Annotated in this window: 16 protein-coding genes; 2 read left to right on the top strand and 14 right to left on the bottom strand. The window is 63.7% G+C overall.

Features of this window, described 5'->3' with window-relative positions; translation table 11 throughout:
- Window positions 1-58 precede the first annotated feature (58 nt).
- From LQE90_RS04110 to LQE90_RS04090, 5 genes are all read right to left on the bottom strand, one after another.
- Entirely contained in the window at window positions 59-841 is a 783-nt protein-coding gene (locus LQE90_RS04110) for a tyrosine-protein phosphatase (RefSeq protein ID WP_216528991.1), read from the bottom strand.
- Window positions 841-1,143 carry a hypothetical protein gene (locus LQE90_RS04105; protein ID WP_216528962.1) on the bottom strand — a complete coding sequence of 101 codons (303 nt, stop codon included), beginning with the start codon at window positions 1,141-1,143 and terminating at the stop codon, window positions 841-843. The genes LQE90_RS04110 and LQE90_RS04105 overlap by 1 nt, the downstream gene beginning before the upstream one ends.
- Window positions 1,133-1,687 (bottom strand): NYN domain-containing protein, encoded by a 555-nt coding sequence (locus LQE90_RS04100; RefSeq protein WP_216528963.1) that lies wholly within the window; start codon window positions 1,685-1,687, stop codon window positions 1,133-1,135. Before LQE90_RS04100 ends, LQE90_RS04105 begins: the two co-directional genes overlap by 11 nt.
- Before the next feature lie 19 nt (window positions 1,688-1,706).
- Window positions 1,707-2,456 carry a 23S rRNA (guanosine(2251)-2'-O)-methyltransferase RlmB gene (rlmB, locus tag LQE90_RS04095; protein WP_114567023.1) on the bottom strand — a complete coding sequence of 250 codons (750 nt, stop codon included), beginning with the start codon at window positions 2,454-2,456 and terminating at the stop codon, window positions 1,707-1,709.
- Between the two features lie 608 nt (window positions 2,457-3,064).
- The gene (locus tag LQE90_RS04090; protein ID WP_114567024.1) at window positions 3,065-3,853 is read right to left on the bottom strand and encodes a trimeric intracellular cation channel family protein; all 789 of its coding nucleotides are present in this window, start codon (window positions 3,851-3,853) and stop codon (window positions 3,065-3,067) included.
- A gap of 280 nt (window positions 3,854-4,133) precedes the next feature.
- Between LQE90_RS04090 and LQE90_RS04085 the strand changes: the two genes are divergently transcribed.
- Window positions 4,134-4,565, top strand: a complete 432-nt coding sequence (locus tag LQE90_RS04085) for a PadR family transcriptional regulator (protein WP_114567025.1) — start codon at window positions 4,134-4,136, stop codon at window positions 4,563-4,565.
- Window positions 4,566-4,598: 33 nt separating this feature from the next.
- On the opposite strand, the gene LQE90_RS04080 is transcribed toward LQE90_RS04085, so the two are convergent.
- The 9 genes from LQE90_RS04080 to LQE90_RS04040 form a co-directional block, all read right to left on the bottom strand.
- Window positions 4,599-5,036 (bottom strand): GNAT family N-acetyltransferase, encoded by a 438-nt coding sequence (locus tag LQE90_RS04080; protein ID WP_181792567.1) that lies wholly within the window; start codon window positions 5,034-5,036, stop codon window positions 4,599-4,601.
- A 79-nt stretch (window positions 5,037-5,115) separates the two neighbouring features.
- Window positions 5,116-6,096 carry a DUF169 domain-containing protein gene (locus LQE90_RS04075; protein ID WP_216528964.1) on the bottom strand — a complete coding sequence of 327 codons (981 nt, stop codon included), beginning with the start codon at window positions 6,094-6,096 and terminating at the stop codon, window positions 5,116-5,118.
- Between the two features lie 65 nt (window positions 6,097-6,161).
- Window positions 6,162-7,508, bottom strand: a complete 1,347-nt coding sequence (locus LQE90_RS04070) for a radical SAM protein (protein ID WP_216528965.1) — start codon at window positions 7,506-7,508, stop codon at window positions 6,162-6,164.
- Between the two features lie 9 nt (window positions 7,509-7,517).
- Window positions 7,518-8,381, bottom strand: a complete 864-nt coding sequence (locus LQE90_RS04065; protein ID WP_114567029.1) for a TIGR04282 family arsenosugar biosynthesis glycosyltransferase — start codon at window positions 8,379-8,381, stop codon at window positions 7,518-7,520.
- A gap of 63 nt (window positions 8,382-8,444) precedes the next feature.
- A complete protein-coding gene (locus tag LQE90_RS04060) occupies window positions 8,445-10,706 on the bottom strand; it encodes a molybdopterin-containing oxidoreductase family protein (RefSeq protein WP_216528966.1) in 2,262 nt (753 codons plus the stop codon).
- The gene (locus tag LQE90_RS04055; RefSeq protein ID WP_216528967.1) at window positions 10,703-11,698 is read right to left on the bottom strand and encodes a heterodisulfide reductase-related iron-sulfur binding cluster; all 996 of its coding nucleotides are present in this window, start codon (window positions 11,696-11,698) and stop codon (window positions 10,703-10,705) included. The genes LQE90_RS04060 and LQE90_RS04055 overlap by 4 nt, the downstream gene beginning before the upstream one ends.
- A gap of 101 nt (window positions 11,699-11,799) precedes the next feature.
- Window positions 11,800-12,780 carry an NrfD/PsrC family molybdoenzyme membrane anchor subunit gene (gene nrfD, locus LQE90_RS04050; RefSeq protein ID WP_216528968.1) on the bottom strand — a complete coding sequence of 327 codons (981 nt, stop codon included), beginning with the start codon at window positions 12,778-12,780 and terminating at the stop codon, window positions 11,800-11,802.
- Complete coding sequence (locus LQE90_RS04045; protein ID WP_225748744.1) at window positions 12,780-13,358, bottom strand: 4Fe-4S dicluster domain-containing protein; 579 nt, start codon at window positions 13,356-13,358, stop codon at window positions 12,780-12,782. The genes nrfD and LQE90_RS04045 overlap by 1 nt, the downstream gene beginning before the upstream one ends.
- A 28-nt stretch (window positions 13,359-13,386) precedes the next feature.
- Entirely contained in the window at window positions 13,387-16,293 is a 2,907-nt protein-coding gene (locus LQE90_RS04040) for a molybdopterin-dependent oxidoreductase (RefSeq protein WP_114567034.1), read from the bottom strand.
- Between the two features lie 582 nt (window positions 16,294-16,875).
- Between LQE90_RS04040 and LQE90_RS04035 the strand changes: the two genes are divergently transcribed.
- The gene (locus LQE90_RS04035) at window positions 16,876-17,694 is read left to right on the top strand and encodes an MBL fold metallo-hydrolase (protein ID WP_216528969.1); all 819 of its coding nucleotides are present in this window, start codon (window positions 16,876-16,878) and stop codon (window positions 17,692-17,694) included.
- Window positions 17,695-17,725 lie beyond the last annotated feature (31 nt).

Below are 17,725 nucleotides of genomic sequence, written 5' to 3'. Positions count from 1 at the left end.
AACACCAGGTGGGGAAACAACCAACAAGCGCGCGACGATGCGCTCGCGTCCCGACGAGCTACCGCACAAGCAGGGCAGCCAGCCGTTCAACCTGGTCAGAACGAAGTCGCAACCCTTCCCGCACGTAGCGGTCGAACGAGCCGAACGCGTTGTCCACTTCCGCGAAGAACGCGTCCAGGTACGCCGGTCGCGCCTCGAGAAACGACTGGAGGATCGCGCGCTCCCCGTCGGTCATGCCCGCGCCGAGCGATGCGGCCTCCGCGCGCATGGACGCGGCGTTCACCTGATTCGTTGCCAGATAGTCGGCCATGACGTCGTCGGGATGGACTCCCGATGCGCGCAGCAGCACGGCGCAGAGCACACCGGTGCGGTCCTTGCCGTTCACGCAGTGCACCAGCGCAGGAACGCCCTCCGCGGCAATCGATCGCAGCGCCGTGCCGATGAGCGGATACTCGCTCACGTAGCGGCGGTAGTTGCGTACCATGCGCTCCCCCGGCGCGCCGTATGCATCGATCACGCCTGCTACCAGGCGCTTCCCCGTATCCTTGCGCCTGGTTTCCGCCGAAGGAGCCAGTGCGACGGTTTTCGCGCCCACCAGGTACGGCTCAGGCCGCGCGGCCACCTCGCTCTGGTTGCGAATGTCGTATATGGAACGAACGCCCAGCAACCGAACGATAACGTCGGCTTCCCGAGCGTCGATGGAAGACAGGTCGCACGAGCGAAACAGGCGCGCGCCCGCAAGCGGCCCGCCGCCTATCGCCCGAATGCGCGAAGCTCCGTAGGCTTCGGGCGCGGCGTGCGCGGAATCCGCGCCCAAGCCGTTCGGGCTTGCGACAGCCATCACGGCAGGACCTCGAATGCGAACCCCGACACCAACGAAGACGAGCGACCGTGCGCGTCCCGAGCACGGGCTTTGAGCAGATAGCAGCCCGGACGCTCGGGCGTGTACACGAAGCGCCAGTTCACGCCGCGCTCGGCCACCGCCCCCGTCGTCGCGTACGCCGTCCAGGTCTCGCCGTTGTCGAGCGAGAACTCAAGCGCAGACACCCCTTCGGCGAAGTCGTCCACGTAGCCCTCGAACACGACGGGATCGCCCACATGGTAGACGGAACGGCCGGCCTCGGCATGCGCGCTATCGTCCATGAGATTCGCTCTCCCCGTCGCGCATGGCCTTGAGCTTCGCCAGGACGGCAGGATCGATGCGCGATGCAACGGTGTTCTTCTGCGCCACCTTCGGCGTTTCGTCCAAGCGGGCGTCTTCGTAATGTATGCCCACCTCGCGGCTGAAACCGTCGGCGCTCATGCGATCCACGCCGAAGCCGAAGACGGTGTCCTGGATGGTGGCATCGCTTGTGACCACGAGCGTTTCCACCTGACGTTCGCGCGCATCGTGCGCCAACTTCTCGATCACCTTGTCGGCCGACTGGCCGGCCGGGCTGAACATGATGCGCACGCCGCCGACGGTTTCCGCCTCGCCAGTGGAAAACGCGTTGCGCGCGCCATCGAACACGATGATGGCGCGCCAGTCGCGCCCCGCGTAGTTGATCACGTCGTTGATGAGCGTTTCGCGCGCGACGTTGAACGTGTCGTCCGTGTAGTCCGGGTCGGTGACCTGACGGTACCGGCTGCCCGAGCGCAACACGTTGTACCCGTCCACGATCAGGAGTTTTTTACGCTGCCGTGCCATAGCGGTGCATCGCCTGCAATCAAGCGCGGTTCTGACGAAGCCACTCGTACATGCACGCCGTGGCCGCCTGCGCCACGTTGAGGGAAGCAACCTCGCCCTCAAGCGGCAGCTTCGCGAACAGGTCGCAGTTTTCCAGCACCAGACGAGAAACGCCCTCGTGCTCGTTGCCCATCACCAGCGCGATCTTGCCCTTGAGGTTGGTGTCCCAGATAAGGTCCTGGGCATGCTCGGTGGCAGCAGCCACCCAAAAGCCCTCTTCCTTGAGGCGGTTGATGGCCTGGACCAGGTTCGACACCTGCGCCACGGGCACGTGCGCGATGGCGCCGGCCGAGCTCTTGTACGTTGAAGCTTCCACGTGCGCGCTGCGCTTGTTGGGGATGATCAGGCCGCACGCGCCCACCGCTTCAGCGCTGCGCGAAATGGCGCCCAGGTTGCCGGCGTCGGTGATGTGATCGAGGATCACCACGAGCGCACGGCCGTCGTTGTTTGCCGCAGAGGCTTCAGCCGCGCCCACGATATCGCCGATGCCCGCATAGGGAAACGGCTTCGTCTTGGCCATAACGCCCTGATGGCTGCCGCGATCCGACTTGTCGTCGAGGATCTTGCGCGGAACCATCTCCACCGTTGCGCCAGCGCGCTTCGCCTTGCGCAAGATGTCCTCGATGAGGCCGTCGCGCTTGACGTTGTCGGCCATGAGGATGCTCTTGACGGGCACGCCCGTGCGCAGCGCCTCGATGATGGGGCGCTTGCCTTCTATGTAGTCAGCCATGTGGTTGCCTTTCGTGGAGGATCGCGCGATCATCTGCGCCGATCCTGGAGAATTCGATCGCTCGAAAGTGTACCACGCCGCACATGCGCCGGGAAACGAGGGGACGAAAAGCGCACAGGGCGAACGCGGAGGGCGCAGGATGTAGGCGGCGAGGTGCGAGGCGGGCGGGGCGCATGGGGGCGCGGGGCGCGGGACTGGGACCGGAAGCGCACAGCGGGGCGGGGCACAGGGTGCATGCAGCGGGCCGTGCGAACGGGGCGCCCGGGCCGCGCGAACGGGTTCCCACCCCGCTTGCGCGCGAAAAACCGCGTTCGCTGGCAGGTTTTGACGGTTGGGGGTCGTCGATTCGCTTTCGCCGCCCTTCCAGCTGAAAAGCGCTTTGCATCGTGCCTGTTCAGGAGCGCGTGGCGAATCCGGGTTGAAAACGGCCGACTTGTAGCGGGCGTCAAACGACCGCAAACCGTCAAAACCTGCCAGCGGGAGCCGTTTTTCGTGCGCAAGACGCTACCTTAGGTAGCGCTGGCAGACGGCACGCATGGCGAAAGCGCTCGCAAGCGAAACGTTCCTGCACCCCCGCCGCGCAGCCGACGCCGACAGCCTCGCGCCCGCTACTCGTCGTCGCGACGGCGCCGCAGCACGCGACGCAGGCTGCGCTTCTGTGCCGCCGTCGTGTCGCCGCCGTGCAGGAACACGCCCGACACCACGCGCTTCACCTTGCCGACGCCGCGCGCTACATGGGGCGTAAGGTCCGCCTCGCTACGCGTCTTCCAATCGTAGTACACGCTCCAGTAGCGCAGAAACACGACCGCGAACACGCAGGCAACGCCCGCGATGGGCAACGGAGCGCCCGCGTACGCCAGCACGACGAACGCAAGCGAGCCGCCCAAGCCCGCCACCGCGTAGAAGTTGCTCTGCTTGAAGATGCCGGGCGTCTCCCCCACGCAGATGTCGCGCACCGCGCCGCCACCCACCGCCGTGATGGCGCCCAGGATGATCGACAGCACAACGCCCTGCTCGCACGCATACGCCTTGCTGGCCCCGGCCAGCGCGAACAGCCCCACCGACAGCGCGTCCGCGAAGAACACCGTGGCATCCAAATGCCGGAACAATCCGCGGAAGTAGAACACGAACACGCAGATGGCAATGCAGATGACGATAAGGTCGGGGTGCGAGGTGAAGTACACGCCGTGATCCTGCATGAGCACATCGCGGATGATACCGCCGCCGTACCCGGTGACCAGGCCCAGCACAACGGTGCCGATGATGTCGAGCTTGCGGTCGCATGCGAACAGCGCGCCCGTCAGCACGCCGACGACCACGGAAAAATAATCGATGCTCCACGGCACGGTAAGCACCTGCGAGTCGGAGAGCATTTGCTGAAAAAAGGAGGTGTCCATAAGCCCCTTATCGGTCGATGCGCCTATGAAACCACAACAAGCGACGGTGCGCTAGAGGAAGGAGGTCAAAAAAGCACGATGCACGCCCGCACGCGCCCCCGTCCGCGCGCCGCAAAGGCCGAAAGAAACAAAATAGCAAAGACGAGAAGAAACTATTGGCTAAGTGCAAATATTCATGAGATGATATCATTTGCAATTTTACCGAAAGCGCGCACGACCGAGAACATGCGAAGGCGTGCCGAATCCCAAAGCAAACCGCGTAGTGAAAAAGAGGTTTCCCATGTGGAGCAGTTGTCATCCTAAGTCCGACGAAGACATGCGAGAGTGCGCGGAGCTCGGCAAGTCGCTCAACCGTTTGTCGCAGCCCACTATCCTTACGCTGCTCGCATGCTCCGACGAGCCGCTGCACGGCTACGTCATCGTGCAGCAGGCAGCATCCTCGCCCATGTTCGGCGGAAAGAAGCCCGACGCCACCGGCATCTACCGCGCGCTCAAGCGCATGGAGGAAGCCGAGCTGGTCACGTCGGAATGGGACGTGCCCGAAGAGGGATCCGCCAAGCGCCTGTTCTCGCTGACCGACAAGGGTCGCTGCTGCCTGCGCCGCTGGATCGACGCCCTTGCCTGCTACGAGCTCACGCTCGAAGAGCTGCGCGGCCTGGCCGCGTCGGCCCTTGGAATCGACCTGCCCGACGCCCCTCGTTGTTCCCACTAGCAACAAGTTGCGAAAACGCGCCGCAAAACCACGCTAGGGCCGCCGCCCCTTTCGCATAGGCTGCGGCCCGCATTCGTCGCGCATGGTGCAGTGGTCGCAATCGTCGACCAAGCTCATTTCGATAAGATCCCACCCGATAGGCTCGTAGCCAAGAGCGTCGTAGAACGCGCGACTCGAACCGCGCGAGACAAGCCTGAGCTCGCCGTGTCGGGAAAGCGCTTCGTCCATGAGGGCGCGCCCGACGCCGAAGCCCTGCCACGTTCGGTACGTGACAACCGGGTTCACGAACGCCACGCCCTCCTTGGACGTGACAACGCGAACGAACCCCACGACCTCGTCGTCTTCGTTCACCGCCACGCGCACGCCCTCGATGGAGGGAATGGCATCCATCCCCTCGGCGTTCGCGTACGAATCGAGCACCGTCTTGTCTTCTTGCCGCGCATCGCGGATAGAGAACAAATCGCAAACCACGACAACCCCCTTGTTCGTACGTACGCGGCAGGCGGGGCGAACGAACGCGCCGCACGCCCGCCTGCCGGAAAAGCCCCGCCTAGAACGGCGGCAAGTATATTTTATCCCGCGACTGAGGGATGGCCTTCTTCCCCAGCTCCTTCAACCCTTTCACCACGTCGGGCATCAAGTCCACGGGAATGCCCATCATCATCATGGAATCGTCCACATCAGACGAAGCGCGGCACCCGTAGCACCCGAACGATATGTTGATCTCGCCCGACGTCAGAGGCAGCAGCGTGGTTTCAACGCACTGGGCATTATAGCCGCTTGCATGGAAATCATGGCGATGTCCCGTGTAGTACGATGTTGCCATAGACAGCCACATCATCTGCTCGGGCTTCGCGATCACGGCCACCACGTCGGCTGCGCACTTCGCGTCGTCGAGGGGGCACACCACCGTCGCATCCACCGTACGAGGCTCCAAGCAGGGGCGCTCGTGAACCATGCGCTTCGCCGCCTCTACAGAATCCAGCTTATGGAACAGGATGTACAGCTCCCCCGACGCAAGCTTCTCCGGCATGGGCGTAAGACCCAGAATGGACGTTCCGTCCGGGCACGCGTGGCGGTTCGCAGGCATCATGATCGACGCGCCGCGGCGGGCGACCATGAGCGACTGGCAATAGCGCAGACGCTGCTCGGGAAGCGGCACGTCGGGAAGCGGTTCCCCCGCCTTGATAAGGGAGATGGCCACAGGATGCCAGCGCAATCCCAGGATCTCGCGCATCGTATCGGCCCATTCCTTGTACTGGGCTTTCACGGCCTCATCAAGAGGCGGCGCCATCTCCCGATCGGCCTGGGCCGCACGCGCAGCGGCCGAGGCTTCGATGCGGATCGCATGCGCCGGGCACTGTCCCGCGCACGTCTCGCAGCCCCAGCAGTCGTCCAAGCGCAACGCCTGAGGAACGCCTTCCACCAGCTCGAACACGTTCACCGGGCAAAACGCCTCGCACAAGCCGCACTGCGTGCACAGCCTTTGGTCAACATGGATAGCGTAAGCCACCTCGTTGCTATTCGTCATATCAGCGTCCCTTCCATAACCTCCGCGCGAAACCGAAAACCGGCCTTCGAGCCCGTCGCGCAACCTTACCGCAGCGATTCCTTGCACCAAGGCGGATACACCCTTCGCCCGCACGAGTCCGTCAAGTGATACGAGCAGAACGGAATCGCGCGACCATCGGGAACCGTGACCATCATGGAGCATTCGCGCAGCCGCTGCGTGTCCATGGACACTGCGTCCATGTAGTTCATGACGATCACCGAAAGCCCGCTTGTCACCTCGACGCCCTTCTGAGCCAGGATGTCCAAGAACACCGAGCCCTGCGGGCTGTCGGGCGAGTACCCTTTGCGGTACTCTTCCATCGTTATCGCCCTGGTAGCCGGGTAGAAGCCCGACGGATGCGGCGCAACGCCCCGGGGAGGATCGCCGTGCACGAAGAACACGCCGGTGTCGCACAGCGGGTTCGAGCATCCGAGCGGCCATACGTCGCGCGGGCCGATAAGCCCTTCCGACTGCTCGGCCAGCTTGAATATCACGTCCCCCGAGCTCATGGGCAGGGCGCGCTCCGCGTCGAAGCGCCCCGAGGTGAACGCCGGTTGAAGTGCCAAGCCCGCCACCACGTCCGCGTTGTCCAGGCAGAAGCGCAGCAGGTCCCCCAATTGCCCATCGTTCAGGCCGGCGACCACGGCCACCGACAGCACCACCTGAACGCCCGCCTGGCGGCACCGATCGATGACCTTCAGCTTGACGTCAAGGATGTCCCGGCCGCACGTCCCCTCGTACACATCGCCCGTCAAGCCGTCGAACGACAGGTACACCCCGGTGAGCCCCGCCTGCACCAGCTCTTCCAAATAGCCGTCGCGCGCGGCGATGACCAGGCCGTTGGTGTTGACCTCGATGCCCCAGAAGCCCTTTTCGCGACCCATGCGGATGATCTCGGGCAGATCCTTGCGGCACGTCGGCTCGCCGCCCGTGATCTGCACGGCGCCGTCTGCGCCCACCGCGTTCGCGATCACGTCGTACATGGCCTCGATCTCGTCCATCGTAGGATCGCCCTCGCCCGTTTCCGCGCTCATGAAGCACACGGGGCAATGCAGGTTGCAGTTGCGCGTGACCTCGATTTCCATGAGCGTTGCGCGACGTTCATGGCGAGAGCATGTGCCGCAACCAAGCGGGCACGGCCCTGAAGGGGGAATGGCACCGCACGGCGACGTCTTGGGAAACGCGAGCGAGCGCAGCCATTCGTAGTGCGCGGCATCGGGCCACATGCGCGTAGCAAGCCTGCCGTGATCGGGACAGGTGCGCTCCATCCACACGACGCCCTCGGCGTCGGCGTACACGTCCGCGGGAAGCTCGCGCAAGCAGTCCGGGCACAGCGCCGTGGTCTTGTGCAGCGGCGCGTGCTCGCTTCCTCTTGTTTTTTGCTCGCTCATCAGGTCTTCTTACTCGTCGATGTACTGACGGGGATCGTGCTCGTCATTCGGAGGCGTGGCAACCCGGATGCCCATGAAGTCGACCCAGTCGAGCACGCGCTGCGGCACGAACAAGCCGGGCTGGTACGCGGCCGACTGCTTGATGGCGCGTATGCACGAGATGGCGTGCGCAAGGTCGGTCGATTCGTCGATGTCGGACACGGGGGACAAATAGGCGCAGGGCACGTCACGGTCCTGAAGCTTGGCCATGTAGCCGTCAAGTGCCGGAACCCCGTCGGTGTTGTAATAGACGCTTTGATGGTTCACGGGCGTGTTGTGGCTGTACCCCACCAGCGACGTTCCGCACTCCTGGCACGGCGCCTGCACGAAACCGGGCTTGCCGAGCGCCTGGAAATAGTCGAGCCATTGGAACGACTGGATCACGTGGGATTTGGGCAAGGTGGGAATGTCGCCGCCCACGGACACCACGTGCTCGTAGCCCAGATCGAAAAGCTGGCGAAACGCGTCGTCGAAATGGTCGTCGAACGTCGCGCCCTTGTCCGTGAGGTAATGCACCTCCATCGGCCACGGACCGATGGCGTCGTACGTCTCCTTCATAAGCTCCACGTTCGACGCCGGCGTCGTGGACACGAAGAAGTCGTAGGTGATCTTGTCGACGCTCGGGTCGGCCTCGACGGCAGCGTCGTTTTCAAGCTGCATCTCGATGAGCGCGTGCATCGAAAGCTCGCTCACGTCGTACAGGCTGCGCTTGAAGAACTCGGCAGCCTGCTCGGGGGTGAGAAACCCGCCTCGCTCGGTGGTCAAGCGCGTCTTTACCATACCCGGCACCGGAGGCTTGCTGAACAACAGCAATGCTTGCTTCTTCTCCGCCATGGGGACATTCTCCTTCTCGTCGTGTTTCTTTTCGTTATAGATCAGCTGTTCACGACCGTCCGATCAATCGGACTTGCCGACGCTTTCCCCCGTCGGCCGCTCCCAGCTTAGAACTCTGTCGACCTTTCGCACTACGCAGTCGACGGCGTTGTAGCACCATGTGCCGATCATCGGCTCTTCCGGCTTGCACGATGTGAGGCAGTTCACGTTCGACTCCCAGATGCCCCCGAACGCAGGAGCGCCCGGCTCCCATTCGGGATGCCACCAGCCGTAGTCGACGTTCACAAGATCGTCGCGCATGCGCGCGACGGCCAGCACGAAGCAAGCAGAGCCGTTGTCGGTGGCAACCTCCACGCAATCGCCCGGAGCCAGCCTCAGGCGCTCGGCCGTAGCCTCGCTCATCTCGGCCACCGGGTACGGCGACTTCTTCCTGAACGATGCGTTGTTGAAGTACATCGACGCGTTGTAGGGCTGCTTGCGCGAGCCGGTTATCATCGCCACATGCGCCGCCCCCTTCGCCCGGGCGTCGTCGAGCAGTTCCTGCGAGCACAAGGTGATCGGCCTGGCCGGCGTAGGCAAGCGGGGGCCGCCCAGCCGCGGCAACAGCTCGCTCGCCAGCTCCACCTTGCCCGTCGTGGTTGCGAAGCCCTGAGGACGACCATCGGGGCCGAGCAGCTCGTGCTTGGCGTACGCGGGCTGCTGCCAGTACGTGCCCAGATCGCAGAACGTATCCCAGTCCACGCCCGCGCGCGCAAGCTGCGCCGCGAAGGCGTCGGCCAGCGTCTCTTCGGGCCACGCGTCCTTTTGCCCCAAGCGCAAGCCCAACTCCCGAAACACGTCGTAGTCGCACCGTCGTTCGTAGTAGGGAGGCACCGCGGCGGGACCGCCGTAGCCCATGTTCGCCACGCCGCCGTGCACCTGCAGCACGGGCCGCTCGATGGCGCCGGCAATCGGCAGCACGTAGTCGGCGATGCTCGCGGTGGGCGTCATGTAGTAGTCCAGAACCACCAGCAAGTCCAGCCCCATGAACGCCTCGAAGACGCGATGCGTGTCGGCGTACGTCAGAAGCGGGTTCGTGGCGTTCACGATAAGAGCGCGCACCGGGTACGGGTCGCCGACCTCCATGGCGCGCAGCACCAGATGCGGATGCGCCGAGGTCAGGTAGCGCTCCGGAAGCGTGCGTCCCAACCGCTCCGTAAGAGGGCGAACCAGATCGTAGCCGTCGAAGCACTGAAGCGGGGTGTGCGGCGTGTTCAAGCAGCGCGCGCGATGCTCCGGCTTCAGAGCGTCGGTCATCTCGAGCTCCATCTCGGAAACGAAGTCGGGGGCGTCGGCAAGAACGCAGGATCCCGGCTTGTCCACATTGCCCGTGACGGCGCGCAAGCAGCAGATCGCGCGGTGCGTCGGCGCGACGTTCGCGCCCGCCTGGTCGATGCCGCGGCCCGAAACGAGGGCGGCGGCTCCGGCCTGCGCGAACAGACGCGCGGCGCGCACGATGTCGTCAGCCGGCACATCGCACACGCTGGCCACGTATTCGGGCGTGTAGTGCCGTACGCATGCGGCCAACTCGTCGTAGCCGAAGCACCAAGCGTCCACGAACGCGCGATCGACCAGGTTCTCGGCAATGATCACCTGCAGCAAGCCCAAGGCCAGCGTGCAATCGGTTCCCGGGCGAACGGGCAGCCACAGATCGGCGACGGCTGCGGCTTGCGTGCGCCGCGGATCGACGACCACCAGCGGCGCGTCGGACTTCGCGAACCGCAGCACGGAGCGCCAGAATGCCGAGTTGTCGGATTCCGCCGGATTCGTGCCCCAAAGAAACAGGCATTCCGTAACACCCGGAACAATGTCGGCCTCCACCGTCCACCCGAACGTCAGAGCGTCCATCCAGATGCGTGGGTTCCAGCAGATCTGCCCGATGCCCATGTTGTTCGGGCTTCCGAACAGGTTCATGAAACGATGCAGCGGCCAAAACGAAGCGTGCGGGCCGCCGATGGCGCTGGCAAGCGTTTCCGGGCCGTGCTCGGCAGCAAGCTCCTGCAACCGCGCCGCAATATCGTCGAGCGCATCGTCCCAGCTCACGCGCTCCCACTTCCCGCTGCCGCGCGACCCTGCGCGCCGCAACGGGTAGTTCACCCGATCGGCGCCGTCGAGGGCGTCCAGGTTCATGCGCCAGCGGCGACATCCCGCAAGAACGCGAGCATCGTAGGGATAGCGCGCAGGATCGGGGTCGATCTTCACCACGCGCCCGTCCTCGACCGTGGCGAGAAGCGCACAGCAGTATCCGCAGTAATGGCAGTTCGTAGGCTTGATTTCCGTGGTCACGAGATCACCTCCGGACTCGTTTCGACGCGCTGGCCAGCGCCGACGGCGCAAGCAGCCTCGGGCGCACCGAGAGACGCGAACGCCCGCGAACTCGATGCGCCCTCCACGGCATCAAGAGCGTCGTCGAAAAGAAACCGGAGTTTCATGTACGAATCGGCTCGACTCCAATCGATGCGCCAATCGTACAAAAGCTCCAGGTAGTGAAACGCCGAGATCGGCGCCGCAAACGTTTCCAACTGCAGCGCGCAGCTCATGCACGCCACCACGAACGCGCTCGATCCGGCCGCACGAGCTTCCTGGCCATGACGGCGCGCGGCGTCGTCGGCGCGATCGAACTTCCCAACCGCCCGCAGCAACGACCCGCAGCAGTACGAGCGCTTGCGAATATGAGCCAGCTCAACCACAAGGTCGGCGGGCATGAGCGCGCGCACGCCATCGGCGAATTCCCCGGTATCCCGATCAGGGCACGAGTCGTGCACGCTCGCGCGCACCTCGGAAGCCGCGACTCCCGTCTCTTGCGCCAGCAGGCGCCGAGCAACGCCTTCGTCGATACGGTAGCCCAGATCGGCCAGCACCGCAGGCAGCGCGACAACCTGGATGCCGGCCGTACGCTCGTCGGCCGCAAGCGCGGCGCGCAGGGCCTGCACGCAATTGGGGCAGGCAGCCACGATGCGCTCGACTTCGGAGGAACGCAAACTTGCGCGCAGCTGCTCTTCGAACGAAGCGCGCACGGCGTCTCCGTCGGGTTCGTACGACAGTATCTTCCCGCAGCACAAAAGCGAGACGCCGTCGACGCAACCCGCATCCGAAAGAGTGTCGTACATGGCGTTGACCAGCGGCAATCCGTAGTTGATCAGCGAACAACCGGGGAAGAACACCGAAGAGCACGGGCGCGGATCGCCCGGGACGCGCTCAACCGCGATCTCAAGTTGCGGGAACCCACACGAAACAATGCTTCGCGCCAGGGCGTCTTCAAACACGTACTCGCTCATGCAACCCTCCCCCGTCCTCTCCATCGTCTATCCCCTCCGGTCAAAACCGCGCATCCGGGCTGCAGGCATCCTTGGAAGCCCGCAGCCCGGCGCGGGCGAATTTAGAATTGGTTATCGCCGTACGTCCACTTGGAAATGAACTCCGCGTCCTTTTTGGCAACGCGATTGTAGTAGCGGTTCTCGCCCGGAATCTCGGCACGATCGTCGGTGTTGACCACCATGAAGCGCAGCAGGCAGCCGCCGCACAGCACCAGGATGGGAGCCACAACCTGAGCAGCCGGCGAATGGCCGCCGCCCAGGTACATAAGCAGCGGCACCACCAGGCCCAGACCCACCATGCCAACCCAGAACAGGCCCGCATACGATCCGCGCACCCACCGACGAGCCGCCGCCTTTGCGGTCACGTTGCCGGCACCCGCGAACGACAGGATCATGGTCAGCAGCACGATGAGCTCGGCAATGACCAGCACGATGTCGGCCACGTGCAGGATTTCCAGCACAACTTCGGACACGACGAACGACTCCAGCGAAAAAGCCGCAGGCCAACCGCCGATGGACAAGACGATGGCGGCGCAGCCCGTCGAGATGGCCGAAATGGTGAACAGCACGGGAAGCGCCGGGGTCGCCCAAAACGCATGGGCTTTCAGCGTGGACAGCATGATGCCCGTGTACATCATGATGCACAGCCCGAAGAACCCGGCAACCAGCAAGGAGAAGTCGGCGGCGGGCTTCAGAAGATCGGACAGGCCGGCGAGCACGGGCAGCGCGTCGCCGACGAAGGCGAGGAAGAACACCAGCGCGAACACCGAGGCGATGACCAGGAACGTCGCGCCCCATTTGATGATGGACTTCGACGTTGTCCACACCCTCCAGAACACGCCCGGCTGGCCAAGGTCGACGATCAGGAACACGCAGCCCAGGGCCACGCAGCCCAGGGCCACGAGCACCGGAAGCGCGAACACTTCCGCATGACCCGGAACCACGAAGCTGTTGAAGATAGCAGCCAGGAACAAAACGCCGCCAGCCAAGCCGCCCAGGAACAGGTAGAGGGCGATGGGGGGCTCCCAGTAATGATGCTTCATTATGCCTTACCTCCCAAATCAGGAATATAGTAGATCTGAGGCTCGGTGCCCAGCTCTTCGAAGAGACGCTCGGTCTTCACCGATCCGATAAGCTTGGAAACTTCGCTGTTCGGATCATCGAGATCGCCGAAAATGCGGGCCTTCTGATGGCAGGTCAGCACGCAGTACGGCTGCGCGGAGGGATCGAGCTGGCGCTTGTCGCGGCAGAACGTGCACTTGCGTACGAAGCGGTGCATGCGATCCTCCAGGTGCGAGGCGTCACGCATGCCGTAGGGGCAGGCGTTCACGCACACCTTGCACGACAGGCACTTTTTGGGGTCGACCCACACGGTTCCGTCTTCGTCTTGCTGGCTTGCGCCCGACGGGCAGCAGGGAACGCACTCGGGGTTCTCGCAGTGCATGCACAGCAGCGGCTGCCAGCTCTTATGGACGTTGGGCCAGGTGCCCTGCGCGCCCTCGGTAACCACCGGGTTGTAAATGATGTCAAGCGGAAGCTTGTTCCACGTACGACAAGCAACCGTGCAGGAATGGCAACCGATGCAACGACGTTGGTCGATGACCATAACGTAACGAGTCATGTATCTATCCTTTCTTCCCGCTCGGCAACTAGTCTTCGACGGGGGCATACGACATGTCGTAGCGCTTGCCCGTCGCCTCGTCGATCAGATTTCCCGTGGCCGCGTCGTAGAGCCACCCGTAGTACGCATCGTGGAACGCGCCGCTTTCAGGATCCAGCAACCAGCCGCTGTTCGGATCGTAGACGTACGGAAGGTCGCCAAGGACGGCGCAGCCCGCCTCCGCGTTCCAGGTCAAGTTCTCGGGAACCTCGAACGGGGCAGCCGCCGCACCGGGATAGCAACGGACGCCCGCCACGACCACGATTTCCTCGCGATCCATCGTGTACAGCTTGCCGGTCGCGTCGTCCACAAGGCACTCGCCCGCCGCGTCGTAGCGCCAGCCGGTGTACGCGTCGTGGTACGCCTTCGTGCGGGGGTTGACGAGCCAACCCGATTCGTCAAGACGGAAATGCGTGTCCTTCTGGTACAGGGCGTTGTTCTGCCACACCCATTCGTATCCCTCGGGAACGTCCTCGGGAGGCTGCGGCTTCTCGAACGGAATAGGCTCGCGTGCAAGCTTCTGGTCGCTTGGCATGACCGTGACGCCCGGCTTAACCGAAGATCCGGGGATGGAGAACTGGGTATCCTCCGGCTTGTACTCCTTGTCGAAATCGCCGCACTTGTACACCTTGCACATCAGGCCGCGGTTCGCCCACGATCCGCCCATCGGATCGCAGTGCTCGTCATCGACCGAGGTCAGCACGTTGACGTTCGACTCAAGGCACCCGAAGGGGTTGTTCAGATCGGCGGAGCCGTCGCGCTCGGGGAACCACCAGCCGCGCGGCGCGAACACCACGTTCGGATGGACTTCCGCCTCCACGTTGGCGCGCATCTTGATGCGGCCGCGACGCGTTTCTATCCAGCACCATTCCCCGTACTCGATGTTGAGCTTCGCAGCCAGTTCCGGGTTGATGGAGAAGTACGGATCGGGATACAGGTAGCGAATGCCCTGCATCTGGAAGTGCTCCGAATGGTGGTACGGCATGAAGCCGCCGCCCGTGGTGAGCACGATAGGGTATTCCGCAGCGATCTCCGGGGTGTCGATCTCGTTTTCGATACAGCCGATGTAGGTGGGCATGCCCGCGTAGCCAAGCTCGCGCAGGATGGACGAGTTGCACTCGACCTTGCCCGAAGGCGTCCAGAAGCCGCCGTTGGTCTTGAACTTGTTCTGATGCAGCGGCGGATAGTACATGCGATAGTAGTCGACGAAATCGTCGTAGCATTCCACGCCGGGCAGGCCCAAAGGCTGGAGAATGTGGAAGTAGGCTTCTTCCTCGGTCTCCCAAGGCCAGTTGGCGGGATCCTGGCCGCACGCAAGTCCCAGCTTGCGCCAGAACGTCATGTCGGTGTGGCGGTCGTACTTGGGCTGCATGGCGCGCTTCCCGCCCATGATCGAGTCGGTTGCGCCGTAATGGGTGACGATGGTGGGCCGCTCGAGCGCGCCCGCCGCCGGGAACACGTAGTCGGACAGCAGCGCCGTGGGGGTCATCCAGTAGTCCACGGTGACCAGGAACTCGCATTTCTTCAGCGCTTCGAGCGTCATCTTGGCGTCGCCGTACGAGTTGACGGGGTTGCTGGCGTTCACGATGAGCGCGCGCACCTGGTACGGGTCGCCCGTGATGATGGCCTTGAAAACGCTGGGGCCGTGCGCCTCGCAGAACCACTCGGTGGGCAGCGTCTTGCCCCACGTGCGCTTCGCGTTATCGGAGATAAGCTGGTAACCGGGCCACGAGGTGAGCTTGAACTTGTTGGAGCCGATCTGCTTGCCCTTCTGCTCTTCGGGCAGGCACTCGTTAAGCTCCATCTCCTCGTCGGTAAGGTAGTTCAAAGCGGGGCCGGGCATGCCGTCGCCGCCGGGAACGTCCAGGTTTCCGCAGATCGCACGTATAAGGGCGATAGCGTGGCTGCCGGTGGTGGAAGCGCGACCGATCTGGTCCCACGTGCAGCCCCACTGGATGCAGCCCGGCGTGTTCATGGCGTACAGGCGCGCGGCCTCGCGAATCTTGTCAGGCTCGAGCCAGGTGATGGGGGCGGCCCATTCCGGCGTGTACTCGGCGACGTGCTCTTGAAGCTCGTCGAAGCCGTCGCACCACTCGCCCACGAAATCGTAGTCGACAAGGCCCTCGTAGATGATGGTGTGGAGCATGGCAAGCGCGAGCGCCGCATCGGAGCCGGGACGCAGCGGCAGCCACAGGTCGGCTTTGGAGGCCGTTTCGGAATACCGAGGATCCACGACCACGATCTTCAAGCCGGCTTTCTGTAGGTCCGTGTAGCCGTTCATGCCGCCTAGCGTGGAGGCACCTGGGTTCATGCCCCAGAGGATGAGGCACTTCGCGCCCATGAGGTCGGTTTCGAACGGCGACCAACCCGCCACGCAGGTTTCGGCCATGAACGTGGGGATCCAGCACAGCAGCGCGTTGTGGAACCCGTTCGGCGTGCCGAACTGATTCAGGAAGCGGCGACGCGCCCAGTCGTCGGTGCGCGTGGTGCCGCCCGCGGAAGCTACCGCTTCGGCGCCGCTTTCCTTCTTTATCTGGTTCAGCCGATCGGCAACTTCTTGGATGGCCTGGTCGTACGGGATCTTCTCCCAGTTGCCCTCGCCCTTGCCGCCCACGCGCTTCAACGCATGGTTGATGCGGGCGGGGTGGTTGACGTGCAGCAACGCGCTGGTGCCGCGACAGCACAATCCGCCTTGGTTCGAGTAATCGGGATCGCCCTCGATCTTGATTACGTCGCCGTCTTTGACGTAAGCGAGCACGCCGCAGTTGGCATGGCAGAAATAGCAGAGCGACTTGACCATGGTGACACCCTCTTGATGGATGTCCACCTCGGTCGATTCGGTATCCGGGCACACAAGGCCCTTGAGACCGCTCGACGTCTTGGAAATCTCCGTCATCTACCTTCCCCTCTTCTTCTCGTCCGTTTTCCTCACCGTTTAACCCTGTCGTACCGTTCGCATGATTATGCGCGGGAGCTCCGCTTGGCATGAACGCTCTCGCTCGCGCGGATCATCCACGCCAGTGTATAAAACGCCCGTTCCATCCACATCACCCCGGAAGCTCTAAATTCCTCCAGCGAGTAAGCCCGCTAGTATTAGTTGATCGGACCTCGATTTCCGCGCCGACCGCTCGCCTGGGCATTCCGCGCGCTCCCGGGGACATGGCACGGCTCCCCTGGATCGAACCGGCGCAGCAGCAGCTCGTCTTCTTCAACCGCCAATCGGCATCGTGCTTCTCGTCTTCTTTAGTTGCTCGATGCCAACAAGTAGTAGATTAGATCTGCTAATTGATTATAACCATGCATAAAAGCATGTGCTACCCCGATAATGGATTTTTGCGCCCCCGACGATCCAAAAAAGAGGATAACGATGCAATGAGTCCGCCCATATCGGGTACGGCTCGTCGCGGGACCCGAGGAAAGCCCGCCGCAAAAGCGATATCATGAAGCAGTGGGCACGACAAACAATCAAGGAGCAGCGATGGAAAAAGGGACGCATACGTTCACGTTCATGGGCACCGCCGCCGGGTGCGGCATACCGGCCTTCTTCTGCGACTGCCCCGCCTGCAACGAGGCTCGTCGGAACCCGCGCGCGCGGCGCGGCGATTGCGGCGTCATGGTGCGGGGCGCGAACGCCGACGGCTCGCCAGGCAGGACCGTGCTCATCGACACGCCGCCCGACGTGCGCCATCAACTCATCCGAGAGGACGTGCGCACCGTGGACGAACTGCTGTTCACGCACGCGCACTTCGACCACATGGGCGGCCTGGGAGAGCTGGAGTACCTTGTGCAGCTTGTGCGCAAGGCGGCGCTGCCCACGTACGGCAGCGCCGCGACGCTCGAAGGCATCGGCCGGGAGTTCCACTACATGACGGGCTGCCTGGACATGCGCGAGATTCAGCCCCACCAGCGCATCGAGCTGGACGGCGCGCGCTACACGGCCCTGCCGGTGACGCACGCGCCCGGCACGTACGGATACCTTATCGAAACCGAGGAGACCCGCCTGCTCTACGCGTCGGACACCGGCAAGCTGCCCCCTGAAACGGCCGAGCGCGTGAGAGGTGTGGACATCATGGCCATGGACGCCACGTTCTGGAAGCGAAACTGGTCGCCCGACGACCACCACAGCGTGCAGGAGTGCATCGAAGAGGGGTTGGGGCTTGGCGCCAAGACGCTGTACCTCACGCATTTGGCCATGCACTACGACGAGCCCGTCACGCTTGAAGAGCTGGAGAACTACCTCGAGCAGTACGACGGTCGCGTGAAGCCCGCCACCGACGGGCTGTCGCTTTCGATCTGACCCCGCTGTTTTCAAACCGCCGCCCCGAAGG

Source organism: Paraeggerthella hominis (genome assembly GCF_021044775.1).
Taxonomy (GTDB): Bacteria; Actinomycetota; Coriobacteriia; order Coriobacteriales; family Eggerthellaceae; genus Paraeggerthella; species Paraeggerthella hominis.
The sequence above is the reverse complement of the archived record's forward strand: the minus strand, read 5'-3'. Positions and strand labels throughout refer to the sequence as shown.